The sequence below is a fragment of the Dyadobacter sp. LHD-138 genome, from assembly GCF_030929615.1.
Lineage (GTDB): Bacteria > Bacteroidota > Bacteroidia > Cytophagales > Spirosomataceae > Dyadobacter.
In genome coordinates this window covers 1-22,854 of the sequence record NZ_JAVFVU010000011.1, presented here as the reverse complement: position 1 = coordinate 22,854, position 22,854 = coordinate 1, and the positions used below count along the sequence as shown (strand labels likewise).

Annotated in this window: 20 protein-coding genes and 1 pseudogene; 9 read left to right on the top strand and 12 right to left on the bottom strand. The window is 44.2% G+C overall.

Annotated elements, in window-relative coordinates:
* Nucleotides 1-9 precede the first annotated feature (9 nt).
* Nucleotides 10-690, top strand: a complete 681-nt coding sequence (locus RB622_RS09860; RefSeq protein WP_308046381.1) for a hypothetical protein — start codon at nucleotides 10-12, stop codon at nucleotides 688-690.
* Nucleotide 691: 1 nt separating this feature from the next.
* On the opposite strand, the gene RB622_RS09855 is transcribed toward RB622_RS09860, so the two are convergent.
* From RB622_RS09855 to RB622_RS09845, 3 genes are all read right to left on the bottom strand, one after another.
* On the bottom strand, nucleotides 692-3,097 hold the full coding sequence (locus RB622_RS09855) for a 3-hydroxyacyl-CoA dehydrogenase NAD-binding domain-containing protein (RefSeq protein WP_308046380.1): 2,406 nt from the start codon (nucleotides 3,095-3,097) through the stop codon (nucleotides 692-694).
* 57 nt (nucleotides 3,098-3,154) lie between these two features.
* A complete protein-coding gene (locus RB622_RS09850; protein WP_254561543.1) occupies nucleotides 3,155-3,619 on the bottom strand; it encodes a MarR family winged helix-turn-helix transcriptional regulator in 465 nt (154 codons plus the stop codon).
* A 135-nt stretch (nucleotides 3,620-3,754) separates the two neighbouring features.
* Nucleotides 3,755-5,002: a TlpA disulfide reductase family protein gene (locus RB622_RS09845; protein ID WP_308046379.1), complete on the bottom strand. Its 1,248-nt coding sequence runs from the start codon at nucleotides 5,000-5,002 to the stop codon at nucleotides 3,755-3,757.
* A gap of 140 nt (nucleotides 5,003-5,142) precedes the next feature.
* Between RB622_RS09845 and rsmH the strand changes: the two genes are divergently transcribed.
* The 5 genes from rsmH to mraY all read left to right on the top strand — a co-directional run bounded on the left by rsmH (nucleotide 5,143) and on the right by mraY (nucleotide 11,859).
* A complete protein-coding gene (gene rsmH, locus RB622_RS09840; RefSeq protein WP_308046378.1) occupies nucleotides 5,143-6,063 on the top strand; it encodes a 16S rRNA (cytosine(1402)-N(4))-methyltransferase RsmH in 921 nt (306 codons plus the stop codon).
* A 434-nt stretch (nucleotides 6,064-6,497) separates the two neighbouring features.
* Nucleotides 6,498-6,905, top strand: coding sequence for an FtsL-like putative cell division protein (locus RB622_RS09835; protein ID WP_308046377.1), 408 nt, complete (start codon nucleotides 6,498-6,500; stop codon nucleotides 6,903-6,905).
* Nucleotides 6,906-6,939: 34 nt separating this feature from the next.
* Complete coding sequence (locus tag RB622_RS09830) at nucleotides 6,940-9,084, top strand: penicillin-binding transpeptidase domain-containing protein (RefSeq protein ID WP_308046376.1); 2,145 nt, start codon at nucleotides 6,940-6,942, stop codon at nucleotides 9,082-9,084.
* An 8-nt stretch (nucleotides 9,085-9,092) separates the two neighbouring features.
* Entirely contained in the window at nucleotides 9,093-10,577 is a 1,485-nt protein-coding gene (locus RB622_RS09825) for a UDP-N-acetylmuramoyl-L-alanyl-D-glutamate--2,6-diaminopimelate ligase (protein WP_308046375.1), read from the top strand.
* Nucleotides 10,578-10,644: 67 nt separating this feature from the next.
* Entirely contained in the window at nucleotides 10,645-11,859 is a 1,215-nt protein-coding gene (gene mraY / locus RB622_RS09820) for a phospho-N-acetylmuramoyl-pentapeptide-transferase (RefSeq protein WP_308046374.1), read from the top strand.
* Between the two features lie 59 nt (nucleotides 11,860-11,918).
* On the opposite strand, the gene RB622_RS09815 is transcribed toward mraY, so the two are convergent.
* The 6 genes from RB622_RS09815 to RB622_RS09790 form a co-directional block, all read right to left on the bottom strand.
* Nucleotides 11,919-12,494, bottom strand: a complete 576-nt coding sequence (locus tag RB622_RS09815) for a DUF4136 domain-containing protein (protein WP_308046545.1) — start codon at nucleotides 12,492-12,494, stop codon at nucleotides 11,919-11,921.
* Nucleotides 12,495-12,582: 88 nt separating this feature from the next.
* Nucleotides 12,583-13,617 carry a 3-dehydroquinate synthase gene (gene aroB / locus RB622_RS09810; RefSeq protein WP_308046373.1) on the bottom strand — a complete coding sequence of 345 codons (1,035 nt, stop codon included), beginning with the start codon at nucleotides 13,615-13,617 and terminating at the stop codon, nucleotides 12,583-12,585.
* Between the two features lie 199 nt (nucleotides 13,618-13,816).
* On the bottom strand, nucleotides 13,817-15,025 hold the full coding sequence (locus tag RB622_RS09805; protein WP_308046372.1) for a DUF3570 domain-containing protein: 1,209 nt from the start codon (nucleotides 15,023-15,025) through the stop codon (nucleotides 13,817-13,819).
* Between the two features lie 8 nt (nucleotides 15,026-15,033).
* The gene (locus RB622_RS09800; protein ID WP_308046371.1) at nucleotides 15,034-15,258 is read right to left on the bottom strand and encodes a DUF4266 domain-containing protein; all 225 of its coding nucleotides are present in this window, start codon (nucleotides 15,256-15,258) and stop codon (nucleotides 15,034-15,036) included.
* Nucleotides 15,245-16,174 (bottom strand): FAD:protein FMN transferase, encoded by a 930-nt coding sequence (locus RB622_RS09795; protein WP_308046370.1) that lies wholly within the window; start codon nucleotides 16,172-16,174, stop codon nucleotides 15,245-15,247. Before RB622_RS09795 ends, RB622_RS09800 begins: the two co-directional genes overlap by 14 nt.
* Nucleotides 16,167-16,604 (bottom strand): thioredoxin family protein, encoded by a 438-nt coding sequence (locus RB622_RS09790; protein ID WP_308046369.1) that lies wholly within the window; start codon nucleotides 16,602-16,604, stop codon nucleotides 16,167-16,169. The genes RB622_RS09795 and RB622_RS09790 overlap by 8 nt, the downstream gene beginning before the upstream one ends.
* A gap of 302 nt (nucleotides 16,605-16,906) precedes the next feature.
* Between RB622_RS09790 and RB622_RS09785 the strand changes: the two genes are divergently transcribed.
* A complete protein-coding gene (locus RB622_RS09785) occupies nucleotides 16,907-17,962 on the top strand; it encodes a VOC family protein (RefSeq protein ID WP_308046368.1) in 1,056 nt (351 codons plus the stop codon).
* A 57-nt stretch (nucleotides 17,963-18,019) separates the two neighbouring features.
* Here the strand turns inward: RB622_RS09785 and RB622_RS09780 are convergent, their stop codons facing one another.
* The gene (locus RB622_RS09780; RefSeq protein WP_308046544.1) at nucleotides 18,020-18,967 is read right to left on the bottom strand and encodes a 1-acyl-sn-glycerol-3-phosphate acyltransferase; all 948 of its coding nucleotides are present in this window, start codon (nucleotides 18,965-18,967) and stop codon (nucleotides 18,020-18,022) included.
* A 266-nt stretch (nucleotides 18,968-19,233) separates the two neighbouring features.
* On the opposite strand from RB622_RS09780, the gene RB622_RS09775 reads away from it, so the two are divergent.
* Entirely contained in the window at nucleotides 19,234-20,322 is a 1,089-nt protein-coding gene (locus RB622_RS09775) for a hypothetical protein (RefSeq protein ID WP_308046367.1), read from the top strand.
* 18 nt (nucleotides 20,323-20,340) lie between these two features.
* Complete coding sequence (locus RB622_RS09770) at nucleotides 20,341-21,189, top strand: TIGR01459 family HAD-type hydrolase (RefSeq protein WP_308046366.1); 849 nt, start codon at nucleotides 20,341-20,343, stop codon at nucleotides 21,187-21,189.
* Here the strand turns inward: RB622_RS09770 and RB622_RS09765 are convergent, their stop codons facing one another.
* Nucleotides 21,190-22,194: an N-acetylmuramoyl-L-alanine amidase gene (locus tag RB622_RS09765; RefSeq protein WP_308046365.1), complete on the bottom strand. Its 1,005-nt coding sequence runs from the start codon at nucleotides 22,192-22,194 to the stop codon at nucleotides 21,190-21,192.
* 21 nt (nucleotides 22,195-22,215) lie between these two features.
* Nucleotides 22,216-22,728, bottom strand: a pseudogene (locus RB622_RS09760) (serine hydrolase); the annotation flags it as partial.
* Between the last annotated feature and the right edge of the window lie 126 nt (nucleotides 22,729-22,854).

Genomic DNA, 22,854 nt, shown 5'->3' with positions numbered 1-22,854 from the left:
ACACATCCGATGGCCGCTATTGCAAACCTCCAGCCAGATAAAAATCAGATTGAAATTGTATCCAAACTATACCTGTACGGCTCAGAGGCAACGGACGAAATCGGCGGCCTTATCACGGACGAAATAAACCGGATGTACAACGAACCTCAGGCAATGGTTGAGTTTGAAGGAAAACTGATGAAAGTCGTATTCAACATCAGCTACAAGCTTATCTCAACGGCCGAGGCGATGCTGAGAGCTGCGATCAACCAGAATTTCCGGAACAACTACATACGTATCGAAAACGAAAACCACATTACCCGGTCTTTCATGGGTTTTGGTTTGGGTGATAACGTCGGGCATTGGCTCACAACGGACAATCTTGGTGTTTCAACCACAGCAGCGCACGAATTCGGACATAGCCTAGGTCTCGATCATCCCACTCAGGTTGATTTTCGGGGAAGCGCTACACCGCCGCCCATTATGGCACCAAGAGGCAGCATCGTTGATCCCCAGTATCAGTGGAATCCACAAGCCATAGCCGGTGAATTCGGCGGCACCATGAACCCAAAATACCGTAAAGTCACAGCAGAAGAGGTCCGGCTTATTTTGCAGGACCTCTCTTTTGCAAACGATAAAAATTTACATATCGGTCAGATCTCAAACACGCTTTTTGACAAAACAGGCAGTCCGACACGCTGGTTATCCTGACTTAGTTTCTCGGTGGTTTTCCACCGTTCAGCAATCCCTGCATTCTTTCAAGGGTTTTCTTTTCGCCGCAAAGTGATAAGAAAGCCTCTCTTTCCAGGTCGAGCAGGTATTGTTCCGTGACATTTTGTGGATAACTCAAATCTCCGCCATTGATAACATAGGCCAGCTTGTTGGCAATCTTAGCATCGTGTTCGCTGATAAAATTCGCGAGTTTCATCTGCGCAATACCGGTCATAAACAAAGCCATACCCGCCTTTCCCTGCACTTTAATATCATTTCTTTGCTTAGGCTGTGTATAACCATTGTCAGCAAGATCGATCGCTGCCTGCTTTGCCTCCGCAATCAGGCGGCTTCGGTTCAGCACAATCTGGTCTTTTTCCTGCAAGTAATTCATCGCACGGGCATCATGTGCAGAAGTAGAAACTTTTGCCTGGGCAATGTTCATGAAAGCGGTTTGAAGGATATTCAATTCCGTATCTCCGGCCTGGTACATATCCGAGCACCGCAGCGCCATTTCCTTGGTACCGCCGCCCGCAGGAATAATTCCCACGCCAAATTCCACCAGACCAATATAGGTTTCGGCATGCGCTACCACCTTATCAGCATGAAGGTTAAGCTCACAACCACCACCCAACGCCAGCGTGTGCGGTGCAGTAACGACCGGAATGGATGAATAACGGGCACGCATCATCGTCTGCTGGAATTGTGCGATGACCATATTGATCTCGTCAAATTCCTGCTCAATGGCAAACATAAACAGCATCGCCAGATTGGCTCCCGCTGAAAATGCTTCACTGGATTCATTTCCGATAACCAGTCCGCGGTAGTCTTTTTCGGCCAGACTTATCCCTTTCTGAATCCCTTCGATCACTTCTGAACCCATGGTATTCATCTTGGACTTGAATTCAAGATTCAGAATTCCGTCCCCGATGTCATAAAGATTTGCACCTGCATTTTTCCAGACGATATTGTTCGTCAGGTTGCTCAAAATGATGAAGCTATCCTGACCCGGAATCACTTTATACGTTTTTGACGCAATATCATAATACCGCTTTTTGCCCTGCTCCACTTTATAGAATGACTCATGACCGGCTTCCAGCATTTCATAAACCCAGGGTGCCGGTTTTGCATTCAGTTCTTCCATAATCGCAAGCATTGCTTTTACGCCGACAGCATCCCAGGTTTCAAACAAGCCCATCTGCCAGCCAAAACCGGCGCAAATAGCCTGATCAATCCTGAATATCTCGTCCGAAATTTCCGGAATTCTGAACGTTGCATACTTGAAACAATCCGCAAAAGTCCTTCTGTAAAACTCGCCCGCCTTATCCTTTCCGGCCAAAAGCACACTGAAACGTTTGGCAACATCGCCAATCGCCTTGGTTCCTTCCAGCGTTGCAAATTTTACTTTTTCGGAAGGTTTGTATTCCAAAGTCTGGAAATCGAGCGCGAGAATAACCGACTTGCCCTTTTCGTCTTTTATCTTTTTATAAAAACCCTGTCCCGTTTTGTCGCCAAGCCATTTGTTATCATACAGTTTTTGCATGATAACAGGCAATTTGAAAGCGTCGCGGGATTCATCCGTTCCTTCGCCTGACGCATACAAATTATTGGCAACATGAACCGTGGTATCCAGCCCCACCACATCAGACAAGCGATAGGTACCCGACTTCGGTCTGCCGACCACAGGACCGGTCAGCTTATCCACCTCATCAACCGATAAATTCATTTCCTCTGCCACACGAATGGTCTGGATCAGCGCGAAAATACCGAGACGGTTGGCAATAAAACCAGGCGTGTCTTTACAAAGCACCGTCGTTTTACCCAAAAAAAGATCGCCATAGTGCATCAGAAAATCAACAACCGACTTGTCCGTATCCGCTGTCGGAATAATTTCCAACAAACGCAGGTAACGCGGCGGGTTAAAAAAGTGCGTTCCGCAGAAATTCTTTCTAAAATCTTCACTGCGGCCTTCTGCCATCAAATGAATCGGAATTCCGGAAGTATTCGAGGTAATTAACGTGCCCGGTTTCCGGAGCGCATCCACCTTTTCGTATAAACTTTTCTTGATATCAAGACGCTCCACAACCACCTCGATTACCCAATCGTAGTCTTTAATATCTTTCAGGTTATCGTCAAAATTGCCGAGTTTGATCCTCGAAGCAAAGGCCGGACTATAGAGTGCGGCTGGCGTTGCCTTTAACGTTTGCTGAAATGAATCATTTACGATCCGGTTACGGACAGCAGGATGATCCGTATTAAGTCCTTTTGCTTTCTCCGCATCGCTGGTTTCTTTTGGAACAATATCCAGAAGCAACACCTCTACACCAATATTGGCAAAATGGCACGCAATCCGTGACCCCATAATACCCGAGCCCAGAACGGCTACTTTACGAATAGAACGATTCATTATTTAAAGGTTTTGGTTCGTTGTACTTATTGGAACGCCTTTGAGAGGCATTATTTATCAAAATTCATCTTCAATTTCCCCGGCTTTCAACTTCTGGTTTTCTTCCTCTACCAGCCGGTTGATGTCCTTGATCACGTCAAAAAACACGACAAGCTTATCCAGCGGAATTTTGTCCCGGATCATTGTATTGAAAGATAATACCCCTTCACGGGATAACTCCCTTTTTTCCTTCCCCAGATCCGTCAGCACAATTCTTACAAAACGCTTGTCACTTTCGTCCACCTCCCGACGGATCAAGCCTTTTTCTTCCAGGTTTTTAAGCATCCGCACCAGGCTCCGGGGTTCCATGCCAAGCAGCGGCGCAATTTTGGTTGCCGGCGTACCGTGCTCTATATCAATATTTAACAACACATAACCAACCGCCATGGTGGTATCAAAGCGAGCCGCATAAGCATTGTACATCCTCGAAATAGAATGCCACGCCCACTTAATCTGGAAATCAATTGTCTTTTCCTTGCGCATCTTTGAATTTGGTACGGTATCAGCAAAGTACTGTGTACAAATGTAAGAAATCAAATTAATATTATGCAAGCATACTAATTTAGTTCTATAAAAAAACGCGCCGGAAATTTTTGAACTCCGACGCGCTGGTTTGATTTATTTTTCGCTGAGCAGTTTATCCATCAGCTGATTGAAATCCGTAACAAATTCATCGTAATATTTCCCGGTTCCCGGGCCTGAAAAACCGGTATGTATCTCCCGCACTTTGCCTTTTTTATCAATAAAAATAGTCGTCGGATAGGACATCACCTTGTTTAACATGGGCAAAGCTTTGGCCGTGGCCACATTTGTATTTGTACCGGCCAATAAAACCGGATAATCAATACCCAACCGGCTCACCATTCTTTTCAGCTTCGGCGCAGAAACGGCCAGATCATTCGAATGTTCAAAAGCCAGACCTACAATTTCAACACCCCTCGACTTATTTTTCTTATACCAGGGGACCAAAAAATTGGTTTCGTCCATACAATTCGGACACCAGGACCCCATGATCTGGATAATTACCGCTTTATCTTTAAACCGCGGATCTTTTAGCGAAAGCGGTTTTCCGTTTGCATCAGGAAAAGTAAAATCCACCGTTTCTGAACCCGGTTTTAAATAAGTCAGCTTGGTGGCATCCGGTAATTTCGCATTTTCATTTAACACAGAAGTAAAGGTTTTATACCCCCTAATACCCGACCAAAAAGCACCTTTCAGCGTACCATCCTTCAAAATGGCAGCCTTAATCAGATAAGCATTTGAGCCGTCAAAAGTTGACAGGTATAAACTATCGCCCTTCACATTGCCGGAAAGAAAACGATAATCGCTCGTCGGAGTCAGGAATGAACCTTCCACAATATTTCCCCTTTGCGTAAAATTGCCTACCGCAACTGAAGAATCGCCGGTCACTTCATTTTTAAAAATAGTAGCGTATTTGCCTGTGACATTTTTCACACCTGCCTCAGCATCTTCTCTGAAAAAACGATGGGAATCACCAAAAGTCGCCTGAAAAGGCAAAAAACCCAACACTTTAATCCCATCCAGCCTTTTATACACGCCCGTCAACTTATCACCATTGACCGAAGCGGTTATTTCGGAATCAAAAAGCTGCATCGGGATATGGAGTGAATCCTTTTCAAAATAGGCAGTATCCATTTTCAGGCGCTCGCTGCCATTGACCGAATAGACGGTATAGGTCTTACCATCAGGGTTTTTAGAAACATCAAGAATAATCGGAAGTAACTGTCCGTCACGCGCGAAAGTCCCCCGCCAGGTTCCCGGTTTCAGTACCGTTTCGGCTGATGACTGACATCCCCATATACTTACAGCGGCAAATAATCCAAATATTAATTTTATTGCTCTCATATTCAATTTATTGATATAGAATCACAGGGATCACAAAAAAATTAAATCCCAGCCCAGGCGCCATTGGTACCATTGAAAATTGCTAAGTTTGTAACGGCCTGATGGCAAGAAATAGTTCCTATCTACGTTGCTTTTAATAAATGGATCTTCCTAGTACATATCATGAACCTGTAATGCTGTCCGAATGTCTGGACGGCCTGAATATCCGGCCTGACGGCATCTATGTAGATGTTACCTTTGGCGGAGGAGGACATTCACGGGCGATTTTAGAAAAATTAACAACCGGCCGTCTTTTGGTTTTTGACCAGGACCCCGACGCAATAGCCAATGCAGAACAGTGGAAGGACGATCCGAGGTTTACCTTCATTGCTGCTAATTTCCGGCATATCAAGCGTTATCTTAAACTGCATAAAGCAGAAAAAGTAGACGGCATCCTGGCAGACCTTGGTGTTTCATCGCACCAGATCAATACACCGGAACGTGGTTTTTCAACCCGTTTTGAGGCAGATCTGGATATGCGGATGAATCCGAACAATGAAAAAACGGCGCGTGAAGTTTTAAATGTTCGCTCAGCCGCAGAATTGCAATCGATTCTGGGAAGATATGGTGAAGTAACAAACGCGCGTACAGCGGCAGAAGCGATATTTTCTGCAAGACATAATTCCCCGATTGAAACAGTTAACGACCTGAAAGGAATTTTGATGCGCTACGCCCCGAAACACCGTGAAAATAAATATTTCGCTCAGGTATTCCAGGCTTTACGCATTGAGGTTAATGACGAAATGAAGGTACTTGAAGAATTTTTGATGCAGGTGCCGGAAGTTTTGAATCCGGGTGGAAGGCTGGTCGTTATGTCCTACCACTCGCTGGAAGATCGACCGGTCAAAAACTTTATCCAAAAAGGGAAATTCGATGGAGAAGTTGAAAAGGATTTTTACGGTAATGAAATCAAACCATTGAAAAGCATTACCCGAAAGCCGGTTGAGGCGACGGCAGAGGAGGTGAAACGCAATCCACGTGCAAGAAGCGCGAAATTGCGGATTGCCGAGAAGCCGGAATAGGCCCGGTTTTTGTAACGCACGTTAAAAGTATTGGCTTAAAAAGGGATTCTGGCCTATGTTCTGTCACCCGTTCCGGGTTTTGCAGGGGGATAAGCCAGGATAAATTTTCTATAATACTTTCATCCCTTCGGGATTGCGATTGGTTAGAATCTAAGAAAGGATTTTTGTAGAAAACACACCTATGCAATTATTTCAATATCAAAAAGTCAAAGCCAGAATGACGCCGGGGCTCGATAATCCCGAACGGATGAACGATATTGTAGTATCGGTTGACGAAGCAGCAATTTGAACCCCGGAGGGGTGACACATTTTACGATTTGATGTATTTCAACCTATAAAAACGAAAATTTTTACCGCTATTTGAACAATTGAATTTTGGTAAAACCGACGCATTAATCAATGATTTTTAATGACATTGAACTGTTATAAAAAACATGGCTGAAAATAGAAGACGACCAAAACCTGCTTCGGAAAAAGCACCCAAACCAAGACGGCAATTTAACCTTTTCAACTGGCTGAACCGCTTTCTGCCGTTGGACACCATCTTTGGCGATAATGTTCCTGGTCGGGAAGAAAGGGTTCCGGTAAAGTATTTTTATTATTTCGGCTGGATTGTCCTGCTTTTGGTAATTTATGAACGAATCGGATTTCAGTCGGAAGAATATGTCAGAAACAGCATCAAACTAAAAAAAGAAGTGGATGACCTCAGGGCTGAATACACATCGATTCAAGCCGAATATATGAAAAGCGGAAAACAGTCTGTCATCATTGAAAAGGTTAAACCCGACGGATTGGAAGAAAATCTCAATCCAACCAAAAAGATTATTATCAAAGGAGATTAAACACTTCATATCTATTTAATGACATCACACAGGCATGAAGACTGACATAGAAAGCGGCCAAAATAATAAGAAAGCACTGATATACCGGGCACGTGTCGTTGCGCTGTTGCTTTTCATTTTTGCAGTCATGGTTTTTGGGAAACTCCTCCATGTGCAATATTACGCTACCCACAAAGGCAAAACCTGGTCGGAATATGCCGTCAAAAATGACTTGAAGCTTGATACCATCCAGGCCATGCGCGGCAGCATTTTTTCGAGCGACGGGAGTTTGCTGGCCACTTCGCTCCCTTATTACTATGTGGGATTTGACACGAAAGTTGCCGATTCGGCTTACTTCTATAACAATGTAGACCAGCTTGCCAGTTTGTTGGTAAAAAACTTCGGAGAAAACACTTTTGAAGGTTATAGAAACAAACTGGTCAGATACCGGGTCAGCAAAAATAAAAGATATCTGCGCCTGAAAAGCAAGGAAATCGGGTATCTGGAACGCGAGAAGGTTAAGGAATGGCCATTTTTTAGCAAAGAGAAAAAGGGCGGGGGAGGAAAGTTTGAAATGATCTATAAACGTTACAAACCTTTTAGCCCGATGGCTGACCGGACAATAGGTGGCACAGACCCGAAAAGCGGTCGCGGATACATCGGTATTGAAGCGAGTTTTGACAAAGATCTCGAAGGAAAAGAAGGCGTCAATCTGGTGGAACAGGTTGAGGGTGGCATAAAAATCCCGGTGGGAGACGCCCTGAATATTCAGCCGGAAGCCGGCAAAGATATTTATACAACGCTGGACATGAACTTTCAGGACATGGCCGAAATTGCCTTAAGAAGGAAACTGACGGAAGCGCAGGCAGATTTCGGCTGTGTGATCGTTATGGAAGTCGCTACGGGGGAAATTCGTGCAATGGCAAACCTCACCAAACGTCCGGACGACAAGTACGAGGAAGTTTTCAACTACGCACTCGCCGGAAGTACAGATCCTGGCTCCACTTTCAAGTTGCCAACCATGATGGCGTTGCTGGAAGAAACAAAAATGAACCCGAATCAGGTGACGGTTAATACCGGAACAGGCTCGGTTCGCTTTCGCGGGCTTTCCATCAACGACTCAAAAAGAGGCGGACATGGGGTACTGACAGCCGCTCAGGTATTTGAAAAATCATCCAACATTGGCGTGCATTTGCTGATGCAGCGCTATTTTTTCTCAAAACCTGATAAATATCTCCAGTATCTTAAGCAGTTTCACCTGACTGAGCCGACGGGAATTCACATGAAAGGTGAAAATCCGCCTTACATCAAAGACCGGTCCTCGAAGCAATGGAACAATTATTCTCTTACCTTCATGTCGTACGGATATGAAATGCGCATGACGCCGCTACAAACACTCACTTTTTACAATGCCGTTGCCAACGACGGGTATTGGGTGCGACCCATGGTAGTCAGAGAGGTGCGCAGCGCTGAAAACCTGGAAGACAAAATCCTGCCTTACGTTTCAGAAAAACCGATCTGTTCGCCTGAAACATTACGTAAGATTAAAATAATGCTGGAAGGTGTTGTGGACCATGGCTCTGCCAGAAATATCAAAACTGATCTTTACAAAATCGCCGGAAAAACCGGAACTGCCCAAAAGCTGATCAACGGGATCCACACAGCTGGGAAATATTATACCTCATTTGCCGGCTATTTCCCTGCTAATAAGCCTAAATACAGCTGTATCGTCATTATCGACACGCCACGTGGAGCCAAAGAAAACTATCAGCTTTACGCCGGAAGTGTAGCGGCCCCCGTATTCAAGGAAGTGGCCGACCGCATTTATGCCTATGATCAGAGCATTCAGAAAATATTAAAAGATACCAGCCGCGGGGCAGAAAAAATTGTAAAATGGGCGGGCAGAACTTCCGATCTGAAAATTATCAGCGAAGAATTAAAATTAACGCCAGTGACGGAAGAAAATGAATATTCGGCCGGTTCTATCTTACTTAAAGGCAAAACGAACTGGAAACCGCGTAACATCGAATCCAAAGATGTTCCGGATCTGCAGGGCATGGCGATGCGCGATGCTTTGTTTATCCTGGAAAATAAAGGCTTCAAAGTGACATTCAAAGGTTCGGGCAAGGTGGTGGAACAATCGCTTCCGCCAGGCACCAATAAAAGCGGACTTAAAACGATCCTGTTAACATTACAGTAAATCCATCAATGGAAAGCATTCAAAAACCAATTCATAGTTTAATCGCTGGAATCGCAGGCGTAACAGTTCACGGATCCAGCGATGTCCTTGTTAATAAAATAATTATAGATTCCAGGCGCGTTTTGCCGGGAAGTTTGTTTGTTGCACTCAGAGGCACGCAGGTTGACGGACACCAGTTTATCGAAACAGCTGCTGACCTTGGTGCACTGGCCATTTTGTGTGAAGATCTCCCTGCTCAGCCTAGAGAAGGAATTACCTATATCCAGGTTGCGGATTCGGCGCTGGCGATGGGTTTTATCGCTGCTTCGTTTTATGATCATCCCTCTAAAAAACTGACACTGGTGGGCGTAACGGGCACCAACGGAAAAACGTCGGTTGCAACCTTTCTTTTTCAGCTTTTCAGGGCTCTGGGTTATCGCTGCGGGCTGCTGTCGACGGTTCAAAATCAGATTGAAGACGAAGTTATTCCATCTACGCATACCACGCCTGACGCCGTTGCTTTGAACGAGCTCCTGGCATTAATGCATAAAAGGGGCTGTTCGCATGTATTTATGGAGGTAAGCTCTCATGCCGTCGCTCAGCATCGTATTACCGGCTTGCATTTTGCAGGCGGAATTTTCACCAATATCACCCACGATCACCTCGATTTCCATAAAACATTTGATAATTATATTGCTGCGAAAAAAGGTTTTTTCGATCAATTACCGAAAGGCGCTTTTGCACTTGTCAATATTGATGACCGCCGCGGTTCGGTGATGGTTCAAAATACAAAAGCACGCATAGAAACCTATTCACTGCAAACGCTGGCAACCTATAACGGAAAAATACTTTCGGATACGTTGACCGGCATGCACATGGAAATCAATAACCAGGAGGTCTGGTTCCGTGTCATCGGACGGTTTAATGGTTATAATCTGCTTTCTGTGTACGGAGCGGCCGTGGCACTTGGAGAGTCTCCTGAAGAAATTTTAACGGCATTATCCAATCTGAACAGCCCTCCGGGCCGGTTTGAGCAAATTCATTCGGCTGATAACATCGTGGGTATTGTTGATTACGCCCATACGCCGGACGCTCTGGAAAATGTCTTGCAAACCATTGCACATTTACGTCATGGCAATGAGCAGGTCATCACCATTGTAGGATGCGGAGGAAATCGTGACGCTGCAAAAAGGCCTAAAATGGCCGAAATTGCCTGCAATTTAAGTACTCGGGTCATCCTGACTTCCGACAATCCACGTTATGAAGAACCCCAGGATATTCTGGATCAGATGCTTAAAGGTGTTCCGCCTTTAAAATATAAAAACACGACCGTGATCCCGGATCGTCACGAAGCCATTTTCAAAGCGGTTGCTGAGGCCAATCCGGAAGATATTATCCTGATTGCAGGTAAAGGCCATGAGACCTATCAGGAGATTCGCGGCGTAAAACATGACTTTGATGACAGGCAGGTGTTGAGAGAGGCATTTTTTAGTTTTCATTCTCAGAAAGAATAAAAATTCAGGACACGTTGTGTAGTCTGCCAGAAAACGTCAACTTTGCAAGCGCTAATTACGATTTTACATGCTTTATTATCTATTCGACTACCTAGACAAGCAATTCAACATACCCGGAGCGGGCGTATTCCAATACATTTCCTTCCGCGCACTCGGTGCTACGGTATTGTCTTTATTTATTGCAGCCACCTATGGAAAATGGATTATCAACTTTCTGCGCAGACAGCAGGTGGGTGAGTCGATCCGTGATCTGGGTTTGGAAGGTCAAATGGAAAAAGCGGGCACACCAACCATGGGTGGGTTTATCATTCTCGCATCCCTGCTGATTCCGGTATTGCTGTTCGCCAAATTATCGAACGTTTATATCATCCTGCTGCTGATTACGGCTGTGTGGACCGGGATGATCGGGTTTATTGACGATTATCTTAAAAAATTCAAAAATAACAAGGAAGGCCTTCACGGGCGGTTTAAAATTGTCGGCCAGGTGGGGTTAGGACTTATTGTAGGCTTAACACTTTCTTTCAACGATCACGTCAAAATCCGGATATACGATCAGCCGCTTTTAAGCTCTTCCCTGGGAGAGGTGCAGCGATATAAGGATTTGGTACACCCGACCGTAACAACACTTCCATTCTTCAAAAACAACGAATTTGATTACCGAACGCTGCTTTTTGGCTGGCTACCCGAGGAATACACCTGGGTTATTTATACGATCATTGCTATTTTTATCATCACAGCCGTTTCCAACGGTGCCAATATCACCGATGGTATTGATGGTTTGGCAGCAGGGATTTCCGGCATCATCGCCCTGGCGCTGGGCGTGCTTGCCTACCTGTCCGGTAATACGAAATTCTCTCAGTATCTGAACATCATGTACATTCCCAATTCGGGAGAGCTGGTAATTTTCTGTGCTGCTTTTGTCGGAGCCTGCGTCGGGTTTCTCTGGTATAATGCCTATCCTGCCCAGGTTTTCATGGGGGATACGGGAAGTTTGATGCTTGGCGGCGTGATCGCCGTCGTGGCACTGGCAATCCGTAAAGAACTAATGATTCCGGTTTTGTGCGGTGTGTTTCTTTCTGAGCTCGTCTCGGTGATTACGCAAGTCAGCTATTTTAAGTATACCAAAAAGAAATTCGGTGAGGGAAGACGAATACTGCTCATGTCGCCGCTTCATCACCATTATCAGAAAAAAGGTATACACGAAGCAAAAATCGTGACCCGCTTCTGGATTGTTGGCATCATTCTGGCGATTTTGACACTGGCAACTTTGAAATTACAATAAAAATAAAAAGCGTTCACGGAGAAAATCTTCCTGAACGCTTTTCTTCTGTTTGGGGCACGCTATCGTCCTACCTGTTCTGAATATCTTCTTGGATCATATCCTTTTGCAAAAAGCGGATATTGATCAAAAATCCTTCTCACGACACTCCGGTAATGATTATTTGAGTTTTCAACACCCTTGAAAATCCCCGAAGCATACCCTCTCCACACCACCTGATCACTTTCCGCATCAATCAGAGAAACGATTAACGTACCCTTATCGAGCGCGTATTTGATCGGCTCATATCTGAAACCATCGTTCTCCGTATCCACCCAGTTTTTGATTACGGGCTGCATATATCCCTGATAACGCAGGTTATCATAGAAAATACCATAATTTACTAATAGCGTTGGTTTTTCAGCGGTAAGCTTATAGCCTCTCACCTGCATCTGACGACGGATTGCCTCGTAAATTTCTGTACAAAGATTATTTGTATCACGCTCACATTCCAAAAACGTATAAGAGGAATAATCTTTGAAATTTGTTTCATAACTGTAGTCATGTTCCACAAATACTTTACGACCACTCGAGCAACCCGCTAATATCAATATCACTAATAAAGCGGCATAAGTTTTAATAGACTTCAGCATAGGTATTTAATTTTGTCAGGTTATAAATAGATATAGTTACTCTAATTTTGAAAACCCACTCATCAATAGCTTATGCCGTCCGTCTACCCAGGAACTACCCCATATAATAAGCTACTGCTTTACGCATTTCTGAAACCGGCACTGGCATATCATAACCGCATTTCCCGGCCCCTTCCAAAAGAGAAAAACGCACTTCGCTTCCTCTGTTCTTTTTATCTTGACGGGTCAGCGCAATGATTGGCTCCACATCCTCAGGTTTTATGAGTACTCTGCCATAGGTGGCGAAGATAAACTCCTCAATGTCAATCAATGTCTTCCGGTCTATGAGATTCCTTTTAAATGAAAGGTAACTCTCCATGATCATCCCCACTGCGATCGCTTCCCCATGGAATAATCTTTCCTTCTCCGATTTTCCTAAAAAATACGTTTCAACGGCATGCCCCAATGTGTGCCCGAAGTTCAGGATCTTTCTCAATCCCTTTTCCGTAGGGTCCTGATCAACGATATTTTGTTTGATCTTCACCGAATGTGCAATCAGGTCAGCCCAGTTTTGCTCTTCAAAATCATTATGACTGATCACTTTCCATTTTTCTCCGTCCGCAATCAGGCAATGTTTTATAATTTCTGCAAATCCCGAACGGATCTCCCTTTCAGGTAAAGTTTTCAGAAAAAACGGGTCAATCAATACACTGTTTGGAATATCAAAAACACCGATATGATTCTTAAAACCGTGAAAATCAATTCCTAATTTACCTCCTACACTCGCATCAACCTGTGACAGTAACGTCGTTGGAATCTGAATAAAATCTATCCCGCGCTTGTACACTGCCGCACAAAAACCGCCCATATCCCCTATCACGCCACCGCCAATGTTGATCACCAAAGCATGTCTGTCCAATTCCGCCGCCGTCATGCTTTCCCAAATCGTTTCACAAGTAGCCATTACCTTGTGTTTTTCGCCACTCGGCACCGTTACTAATTTATGTTTCGGTAACAAGGGCTTTATTAATGGATAACAATACTTGCGGGTATTGGAATCCGCAATAACAAACACGTTCGAATACAGTGCTGAACTAATAAACGCTGGTAAAGTTTCGGTAATGGGTGCTAAAACTACGGACTGAGTCATTCTAATCAATTCAATAAAAAATACAATGCTCATCAAATATACGATGATGAGGCCATATTGGATGCGTGAATAATTAACTAATTTAATATATTATTTTGGAAAATATTACTTGGAGCAAGTATTATTGGGTTTTATTAACAAATGGAGATGATTAGCATAACAATCAGTTTTCCAATGCAATGATCCGGATCATTCCAAATTACCTTTTTTCCCGTACAAATTTGGTTGCCAGTGTGAGCATATGGGCATTCAGACCATTCGATCGATGGAAAAAACCGTACCGCAGATTTAACTCATCGAAGGAAATTCTTTTCGTCAGATACGCCGACGGCAGATATCTTAAATTAATCCCGGCCTTATAACTCTGAAAAGAAGCCAGGTCGTAGTCGGAAGTATAATATTTTTCAGAAATCAAATGTTCCTTGTAAGGCCTGAAATAGGCTGAACCTGACTGGTTATAAAATCTAAAAAAAGGTGATATCGTCCATTGTGGTGACGTTTTAATGGCCGCTTCCAGTTCGATGCTGTTCCCCTGGATATTAAAACTGTCCCAATAAAACCCGTAGTTCAGTTTCAGTATTGTACGGCTTCCCATGAAATAATTAAGCCTGACACCCACGGGAACTTTATACCGGTCGCCGGGCAAATTTTCCACTTTCAGGGAATCATTGTTAAAATAAACCCGGTGAAAAGGAGTCGCCAATAACCCTTGCTGGTAGGCAAATTCGGGAAAAATCCCGAGCACGAGCCTTGGGTTGATGACCTGTGTAAATCCAAATTTAAAATTGTAAGATTCCCGCCGGTAATTATCAAACCACTGCTTGTTTCGGAGCTCAACGGGATAAATCAATCTGACCGGTTTGTAATAGTCAGGATCGAGCCGCCCCCAGCGCAAATCGTCAAAGTAAGCCTGAAAATCGAATGAATACGTCCTCGTTTTAGCCGGATTTGTATATTCCGCCGACGCAAAAAAAGGTATTGACATGTAATCCGACTCAATCGAAAAACCCGAACCAATGCCCAACCTGATGTCCTTCTTTTTCAACTGACGCTGATAGTTGAGATTACCATAAGAACGGGCATCGCGTTTGGAAGCCGAAGACACGATAAAATCGATCTTATCCACTGACGCGGAACTGATAATGTCAACCCCACCGACAAAACGGATCGTATTATATTCTTTAAAAGTATGGCCAATACGAACCGAGGGAGAATAAACGGTTAATTTTTCTGTCCCGATCCCGCCCGTCACCGCAGAGTTATGCCCATCCTGAATGTAATGACTGTATACAAGCTCAACTTCCGTTTTTGACAACGTACTTTTCTGGTAGGTGCTATCGGAAGTCTGGGCTTTTGCTTTTAGTAAAAATGCACTGAGTAATCCGGCAAGTAAAAATCTTTTTTTCATAAAACAGGCTAATTACATCCGCATCCACCACTTGATTTCGTCCCGGCGGCCTGCGTGGCGCCTTCCCGGATATTTTCCACGTAATCCTCAAATTTTTTCCCTGCATTGCTGCCCATTTGCATTTCAGGATCATTGATAAAAACGCGTTGGTAAGGTTTCACAGCCTGGCAGCTGAATCCGCCAAGCATCAGGATCAATCCGGCAAACAAATAGTACATTTTAGTTCTCCGCATGTTTAAAGTTAAGGTTTCGTGAGTGAAACACTTCATTTTTATCATTAATAATCAGACAATGCGTCTGCGGGAGCTGGTTAATAAAATGAATACCGACCTCAATACCCATGACAAAGACTGCAGTTGCCAGCGCGTCACAAAGCTCCGCACCCGGACTGATCACCGAGACACTTTTAATGCCGCTTACCGGCTTTCCGGTCCGGGGATCCATGGTGTGTGCGTAACGGATTCCGCCGCGCATAAAAAATTGTTCATAATCACCCGAAGTGGCAACGGAGGCATTTTCAAGGGGCAAATAACACAACACTTCGCTGGCCTCGTCAGGATTGGCGATACCGATCTGCCAGCGCCTGGCATCTGATTTTTGTCCCATTACAGTTAAGTCGCCGCTGGCATTGATGACACCGTGGCTGACAGCTTTTTCCTGCCACATTTTTTTTACCTGATCCGCCGCATAACCTTTCCCGACAGCCGCAAAACTGATGTGCATACCTTTCTTTTCCAAAAAAACATGGTTATCATCCAACAGCGTAATATGTCGGAAACCGACACTCGAAAGCGCATTTTTCACTGCGCTCTTTTCGGGAAATATAAAATCTTCATTCTTAAAATTGTATAATTTTTTGAGAGACCCCACAGTAATATCAAAAGCGCCTTGTGTGAGATTCGACAGGCTAATGCAGCGCTGGATGAGTTGGTAAACTTCCACATCCACCTGAACGGATCTGATCCCGGCGTTGGCGTTCAACTGTGAGGTACAGGACAAGGGATCGAATTCTGTCAGCAGACTTTCCAGCCTCTTTATTTCATTGTGGCCATCGCGCAGCAACATTTCTGCCCGCGTTTTATCCGTGTCTCTGATGATTAATTCAAAGGCAGAACCCATTAACTTTTCAACCAGCCGAAACTCATCCATTTAAATGCTGTAAACGGGTTTTCAATTCGCTTACAAATTCCTGCGGCGTCTGGTTATTGTATTTTACAATTTCAAAATGATTGCCGTCGGCAGAAATAAGGACCAGATTAGGAAAGACACCTTTGGGATTATATTTTTCCGCCAGCGCTTCATTTTGCGCAACAATATCTTTGGAAAGTTTCGTCCGCTGCGGGAAATCCGCCACGACAATTTCAAGATTTTCCCTGGCAAAAGATTCAAATGACGGATCACTCAAAACTTTTTTCCTGAACTGTATACAACCTTTACACCAGTCCGAGCCTGAAAAAACGATAAACCTGTTTTTATTTTCCGCCGCCAGCGCGGGCTGAACCTTTTCCGGCGAAGTTCCGGAATCCTGCGACGACAGTGTGAAAATATTGATTAAAAATACGAAGACCAGTGAAATCATATTTGTCAGGAGTTAAGGTCATTATTCAGAAAACAGCTACCCGCGCAGTTAGTTCCCCTACATTTGAAAACGTCATTTTTTAAAATCAATGTATACCGTTTACGATCAAAAAGATTACAAATACAAGAGCAGCTACGGTGGAAATACCGCAAACAGTTGCGTATCAGCAATCAATTATTAGTCTTCTAATGCCTACTTACTTTTTTATTTTGTAAAATTGCGGTTTGTTAGGCGGCAGGAACATGCAAGTCCGGCCTTATGATTGAAACTTTTGTCTTACATATTAAAAATATAATGCCCTCATGAGTGCTGCACTTATTTCCGGAATACAACAAGTGGGTCTTGGTGTCCAAAACGTTCCAGAAGCCTGGCAATGGTATCGCCGGATTCTCGGATTTGATGTTCCCGTTTTCGATGACAAGGCCGAAGCTCCGTTAATGACCCCTTATACCGGAGGCGCCGTGCATCAAAGGCATGCAGCATTGGCATTGAACCTGGCCGGCGGCGGCGGTCTTGAAATCTGGTCTTTTACCAGCCGTGTTTCTCAGCCTGCTAATTTTAAACTGGAATTAGGCGATTTGGGGATAAACGCGATCCGTTTCAAAGCACCGGACGTGAAAAAAGCACATGCCTGGGTTAAGGCACAATCCAAAGAAGCTGTGGGGCCTCTGGTTTCATTGCCGGAAGGCGAGGGTTTCTGGGGAAATGATCCATACGGCAATATTTTCCAGATCACCAGCGACACTTCCTGGTTCCAGAACACGGGCAAGCCGGTCGGTGGCGTCGCAGGGGTGGTTGTAGGGGTAACCGATGTCCAGAAATCCATTTTGTTTTATCAGACCCTTATCCAGAACCTGGAAGTGGTTTATGATAAAACAGGTGTTTTTGAGGATCTGCCGACTTCTATCGCCGGACAACGTTTCCGTCGTGTTTTGCTCAGAAAAAACTTCACCCCGGAAGGTGCATTCAGCAAGCTTTTGGGAAATATTCAGATTGAGCTTATCCAGGCGCTGGACCGTACCCCAAAAAAACTTTTCGAAAACCGGTTCTGGGGCGACTGCGGTTATATCCACTTATGTTTTGATGCGCTGGATCTGGCTACATTGAAAACCAAAATGCAGTCCAAAGGTTATCAGTTTACCGTTGATAGTGAGTCATCTTTCGGTATGGAAGCAGCTGCCGGACGTTTTGCCTACGTGGAGGACCCGGACGGGACTCTGATAGAAATGGTGGAAACACATAAACTACCCATTCTGAAAAAAATAGGCTGGTTCCTGGATATCCAGAAAAGAAAGCACCAGAAACCGCTACCGGACTGGATGTTGAAAATGATGGGGCTGAACCGGGTAAAAAACTAATTCAGTTACAAGATATTTTTCGCCACGAATGTCATCCATTCGTGGCGAAAAATAAAATCAGCGGTACCGATTTCCCAGATAAGCCAAAATTGGTAAAGCAGCAAAAACCGCAACCGCAGCTTTGAAACCGGCAAATATTCCGACAATGGCGGAAATCACAAGTACAATGACGGGGTATAAATAAAGCAGCAGTCCAAATAATGCAGAATCGTAGAAAACCGATCTGGCCGTTATCTTGGCTACTTTTTTATGAAATGCCTGATAAATAGGGCGGTGAATCAAACGACCCAGCCAACCAAATCCGCTAAGCAAAAAATTCCCTTTCGGAGGTATCGAATCTGCTCCAAAAAAATCATCGAAAGCGACTGAACGTTCCTCCCTACTAGCATCTTCAGGAATCGTTAATATTTCCTGGTTCATTTTTGCATAAAGAATATCGTTAAATTCCCGCAACCATTTTTCGTAATCATCAGGGCTCGTCTTAATATCGTCGTAATAAATGGCATCTCCAAAACGGATTGCAACCCGTTTTCCTGTGCCACGGTAGTGCTCGTAATTCATGCCAACGGGAATCACCTGCATTTCCTTCAGATTCCTTTCTCCAAACCAGGCCTGATGCGCCATCCGTGCCGTACCTTTTCCCAGCGGACGCAGCTTCCATTCATTTACACACACACCTTCCGAGAAAACGATAACAGCATCGCCATTGCCCATGGCATCCAGGCTCTCCTTCATCGTTATATCGATATTTTTAACAGCCTGCCTTCCCTCAGATCCTCTAAAAACAGGGATCAGATTGATCTGACGCAGCCAAAAGGCCACAGCAGGTTTTTTAAACGCATCGCCGCGGGCAAGTGTAAAAATGGGCTGTGTGAGTGTAGCACCAATAACCAGCGCATCAAAAAAAGAATCCGGATGATTGGATGCTAAAAGCAAAGGTCCCTTATTTGGTACTTGTTTGAAGTTTACCACAAGAAGGCGGCGGAGAAAAATAGGAAACGCCAACCGGATCAGGAATCGTGAAAAATAGAAAAAATACAAAGTATAAAAAGGTAAGTTTCAAGACAAAACTAATGCTAAATTCGTTTTGAAAGAAGTAACGTAAAATTTCAATTCCCTTTTTTACTGATATTCAATACTTTGTCAACAAACGGGAACATGTCAGGGAAACACCGGCGCGAATTCTATCCGTGAAGTTGTTAACTTTGCAACACTTTATCACTAAAAAGTACCCGATTATCCACAACAAACTAACCATAGTGAGTAATTTCATGCGTATAAAAAACTATCCAGCCATCATTGAAAAAGCCTGGGCGGGATTTGATGACTCCACTTCCATTAAACAAGTGGAAGATATAAGTGCAAAAGTTTCTACAAACCACGTTTTCAAAGTTACCCTTGACAACGACGATATTGTTATTGCCAAGCTTTCCTATTTTGGGAAATATGAACATTTCAAAGAAGATCACCGGATTATTCAAGCCGTTTCCAACAATCTGCTCTATCCCTTTGAAAATGTTGTCGCCAAGTCGCTTTTAAAGAATAACCAGGTTTATACCTATCGCTATAAGGAAGATTTTCTGGATACCTGGGTAGTTTTTTACAACCCGATCCGTGCCATGCACCGTTTGCCCAGACGGCTGAATGAGGAGAATATCCGTAAATTCGGGCGGGAAATGGCCAAATTTCACCAGGCTTGCTACCGGGTTGGAAAATCAACGCCCAAATCCTCTAAAAAGCTGAGAACTGATATTCAGCATTTACTGGACATTCTGGATACGGAAGCCGGACAGTATGAGCACAGAATGCACGTCGATTTTTTACGGGAGCAGTGTGAGATTTTCCTGAAAAATGTTCAGAAACTGAATGTGATCTCCTTTGATATGATGCCCGTTTTCGTAGACTGGAACATTGGAAATTTCTCTGTCACGGACGACCAGCATTTATTCTCCCGCTGGGATTACGACTGGTTCCGGGTTTCCTCCCGTATCCTCGACTTTTACTTTTTCAGCCGGGTGGTTTCAAACGTCGGCGACCGCACGGTTTTCAGCTACCTGATCACGCCGCTGATGGAGGATCGTTTTATGATCTTTCTTGAAGAATATCATAAAATATACCCGCTTTCGGAAAACGAGGTACGGTTTATGAAAGAGGCCTATCGTTTTTTCATTTTAAATTACGTAATTAAATACGGAAAATACTTTTTTCATAGGACATACTCCACCAAATTGCAGCGTGAAGCCTACGAGCTCTATTTTCCGTCCATCGAAACTTTTGATGCCGACAAAATTCTAAAAGTTCTGAATATAACACCAGAACCTAAGGGAGTTAAGAAAAAACAAAGTTCAGATAAACATTAAAACCTAAGACGCCAATTTATGATTTTAGACAACTTCAAATCCGTGCTGTCAAAGTACGAAGTGATATTCTTTGATGCATTTGGCGTTCTTAAAACTTACAACGGGCTGATTCCGGGAATCGAAAACACTTTTAGGTATCTGAAAGATACAGGAAAGGATTTTTATGTTGTCACCAACGATGCTTCGCGCAGCCCGGAGCAGCTTGCCGAATCCTATGTAAAACTGGGCATAGATGATGTTGCACCGGACCGGATTATTTCGTCAGGGATGCTGGCCCGCGAATATCTCGATTTGAAAGTAAGAAGCGGTATTGTTGCTTACCTGGGAACTGAGAATTCCGCGCATTACATCGGAACTGAAGATATTAAAACATTATCCATTCGTGAGCTGGATTTGAGCGATGTCGATAATGTAAACGCCCTGGTATTTCTGGACGATGAGGGTTATGACTGGAACACGGATTTAACAAAAACACTTAATCTGCTGCGAAAACGCAATATTCCCGTGATTGTTGCTAATACGGACAAAACTTATCCAGCATCCAAAACCAGACTTTCGATCGCTGTCGGAGCTTTGGCCAAAATGATTGAAGATACCATCGGCCGACAGTTTATCCGGTTCGGGAAACCCGATCCACAGATGTTCATCTTTGCTTACCAACACATCAAAAATTATCCGAATGTGAGTAAAAGAGATATCCTGATGGTAGGCGATACCTTGCAAACCGATATTTTAGGCGGGAATAAATTTGGCCTGGATACCGTCCTGGTGCTGACCGGTAATACCCAGGCGATTGACGCAGAAGTACGGATCAGAAGTACGGGAATTATCCCGACTTACATTTGTGTGTCGGCGGTGGTGGAGTAATTAGTGCTTCACCCCAAACTTCACGTAAAATTCTTTTACCCGAAGCGCTTCCAGCTCCGCTTCATCCGTTTTTCCCATCATTCTTAACAAAACCGCACGGTTTGCATGGCATTCAGCGGCGACATAGGAATCAGGAAAGGAGCGTGCCGAGCGCGTGAATAGATCATAAGCCTGACGAATGGACGTTGTGTCTGAGTTTTTCATTAAAGCCTGCCCGGCCAAAAAGTCCTGAAACCATCGGCGCGCCGTTTCATTCATCCTTTCTGCTTCCTGAAAAGCAAGGAATGGCGGCACGGAAACAAGGCTATTTTTAGGAATAATGTTTGGAATTGATTTACTAAAAAAAGCTTCCAGCGCCTCTGCGTAGGCTTGTGCCTCTTTCTCGTTATAATCTTCCTGTTTTAACTTTTGCTCTTCCGCGGCATTGGAAAAAAATGCAGCTTCCGCCAAAACCGCCGGAATACCATACGTCCCCCGTAAAACCTGGGCACCGGCTTTTGGAAATATCGTAAAATCAGAAACAACTGAAACCGGACTGTTTCCTGCGAACAGGTACTTCGTAATCGTCGTGGCCAGTTCCTTTCCCAGCGCAGCACCCGCCTGATTCTCTGAAATGTTTCCGTGAAAATAAACGATCGGAAAATTAACCTTTGGATCTGCCGTGGCATTGTGATGAATGGAAACAAACAGGTCAGCCCTGTTATCCACGGCCATTTTGGCCCTTCTCCATAGCGCCACCGTATCATCCGAGATTCTCGTCATGATCACCCTGGCGCCTTTTTCCAAAAGTTTCTTTTGCAGGATTTTTGCTACCCTCAGATTAATCCATTCCTCACGCTCACCACCCGGACCAACCCGATAACTGTCCGTTAACGCCGTTCCTCCATGGCCCGCGTCGACACAAATAATTTTACCGGATAAAGTACCCGGCCTGGTCTGAGAAAAGACATATTTCGTAGAAGTCAGGCAACAAATCAATAACAGAAAAAAACTACTTTTGAACATAAGAACAGAAATTAAGAAAGGCTATTTAATCAATGACGGATCTGTGTAAGTCCCATATTTGGTCCCGTTGCCCAGCCGCCAGAAATAATGATACAGGATTTTAGAAACAGATTCCATCACATGCTCTGATTCTCCGGCGACCTTGTACGTTTCCATAAATGCCACCGCATAGGGACGCTCAGCCAGATAAACGATAGCCCATTCGGTGGAAACACCGCTTAAAGCACCAGGTTTGTAAGCTACCGGCACTTTTTCCGGAATCGGTGTAGCTATGCGGCTTCCAGTACGAAGACCTTTTTTCAGGATAGAAAGTATATCCTCAGATACCGTTTTATTCACAAACTGACCTTTGTATAAAATCTCTAAAATTTTAGCAGCCTCGGATGGCGTTGAAATATTTTCATCTCCCCGCCCCGAAGCAGCCGCATCGATCATGCGGCGCTGCACTTTTGTGTTTTTTTGTCCGAGACCTGCCTGCGTGGCGTTAATATTTTTCATTCCAACCAGATCTATCAAGACGTTTGTGGCGGTATTATCACTTAGAGTATGTTTTGGATATTTATTTTGTCATTCTGTTTAAGAAAATTGATAAATAGGCAATTTCAAGCATTGCCTCAGAAGATTCTATGGTTTTCTCAACATCTCTGAAAAGTCTTCGCT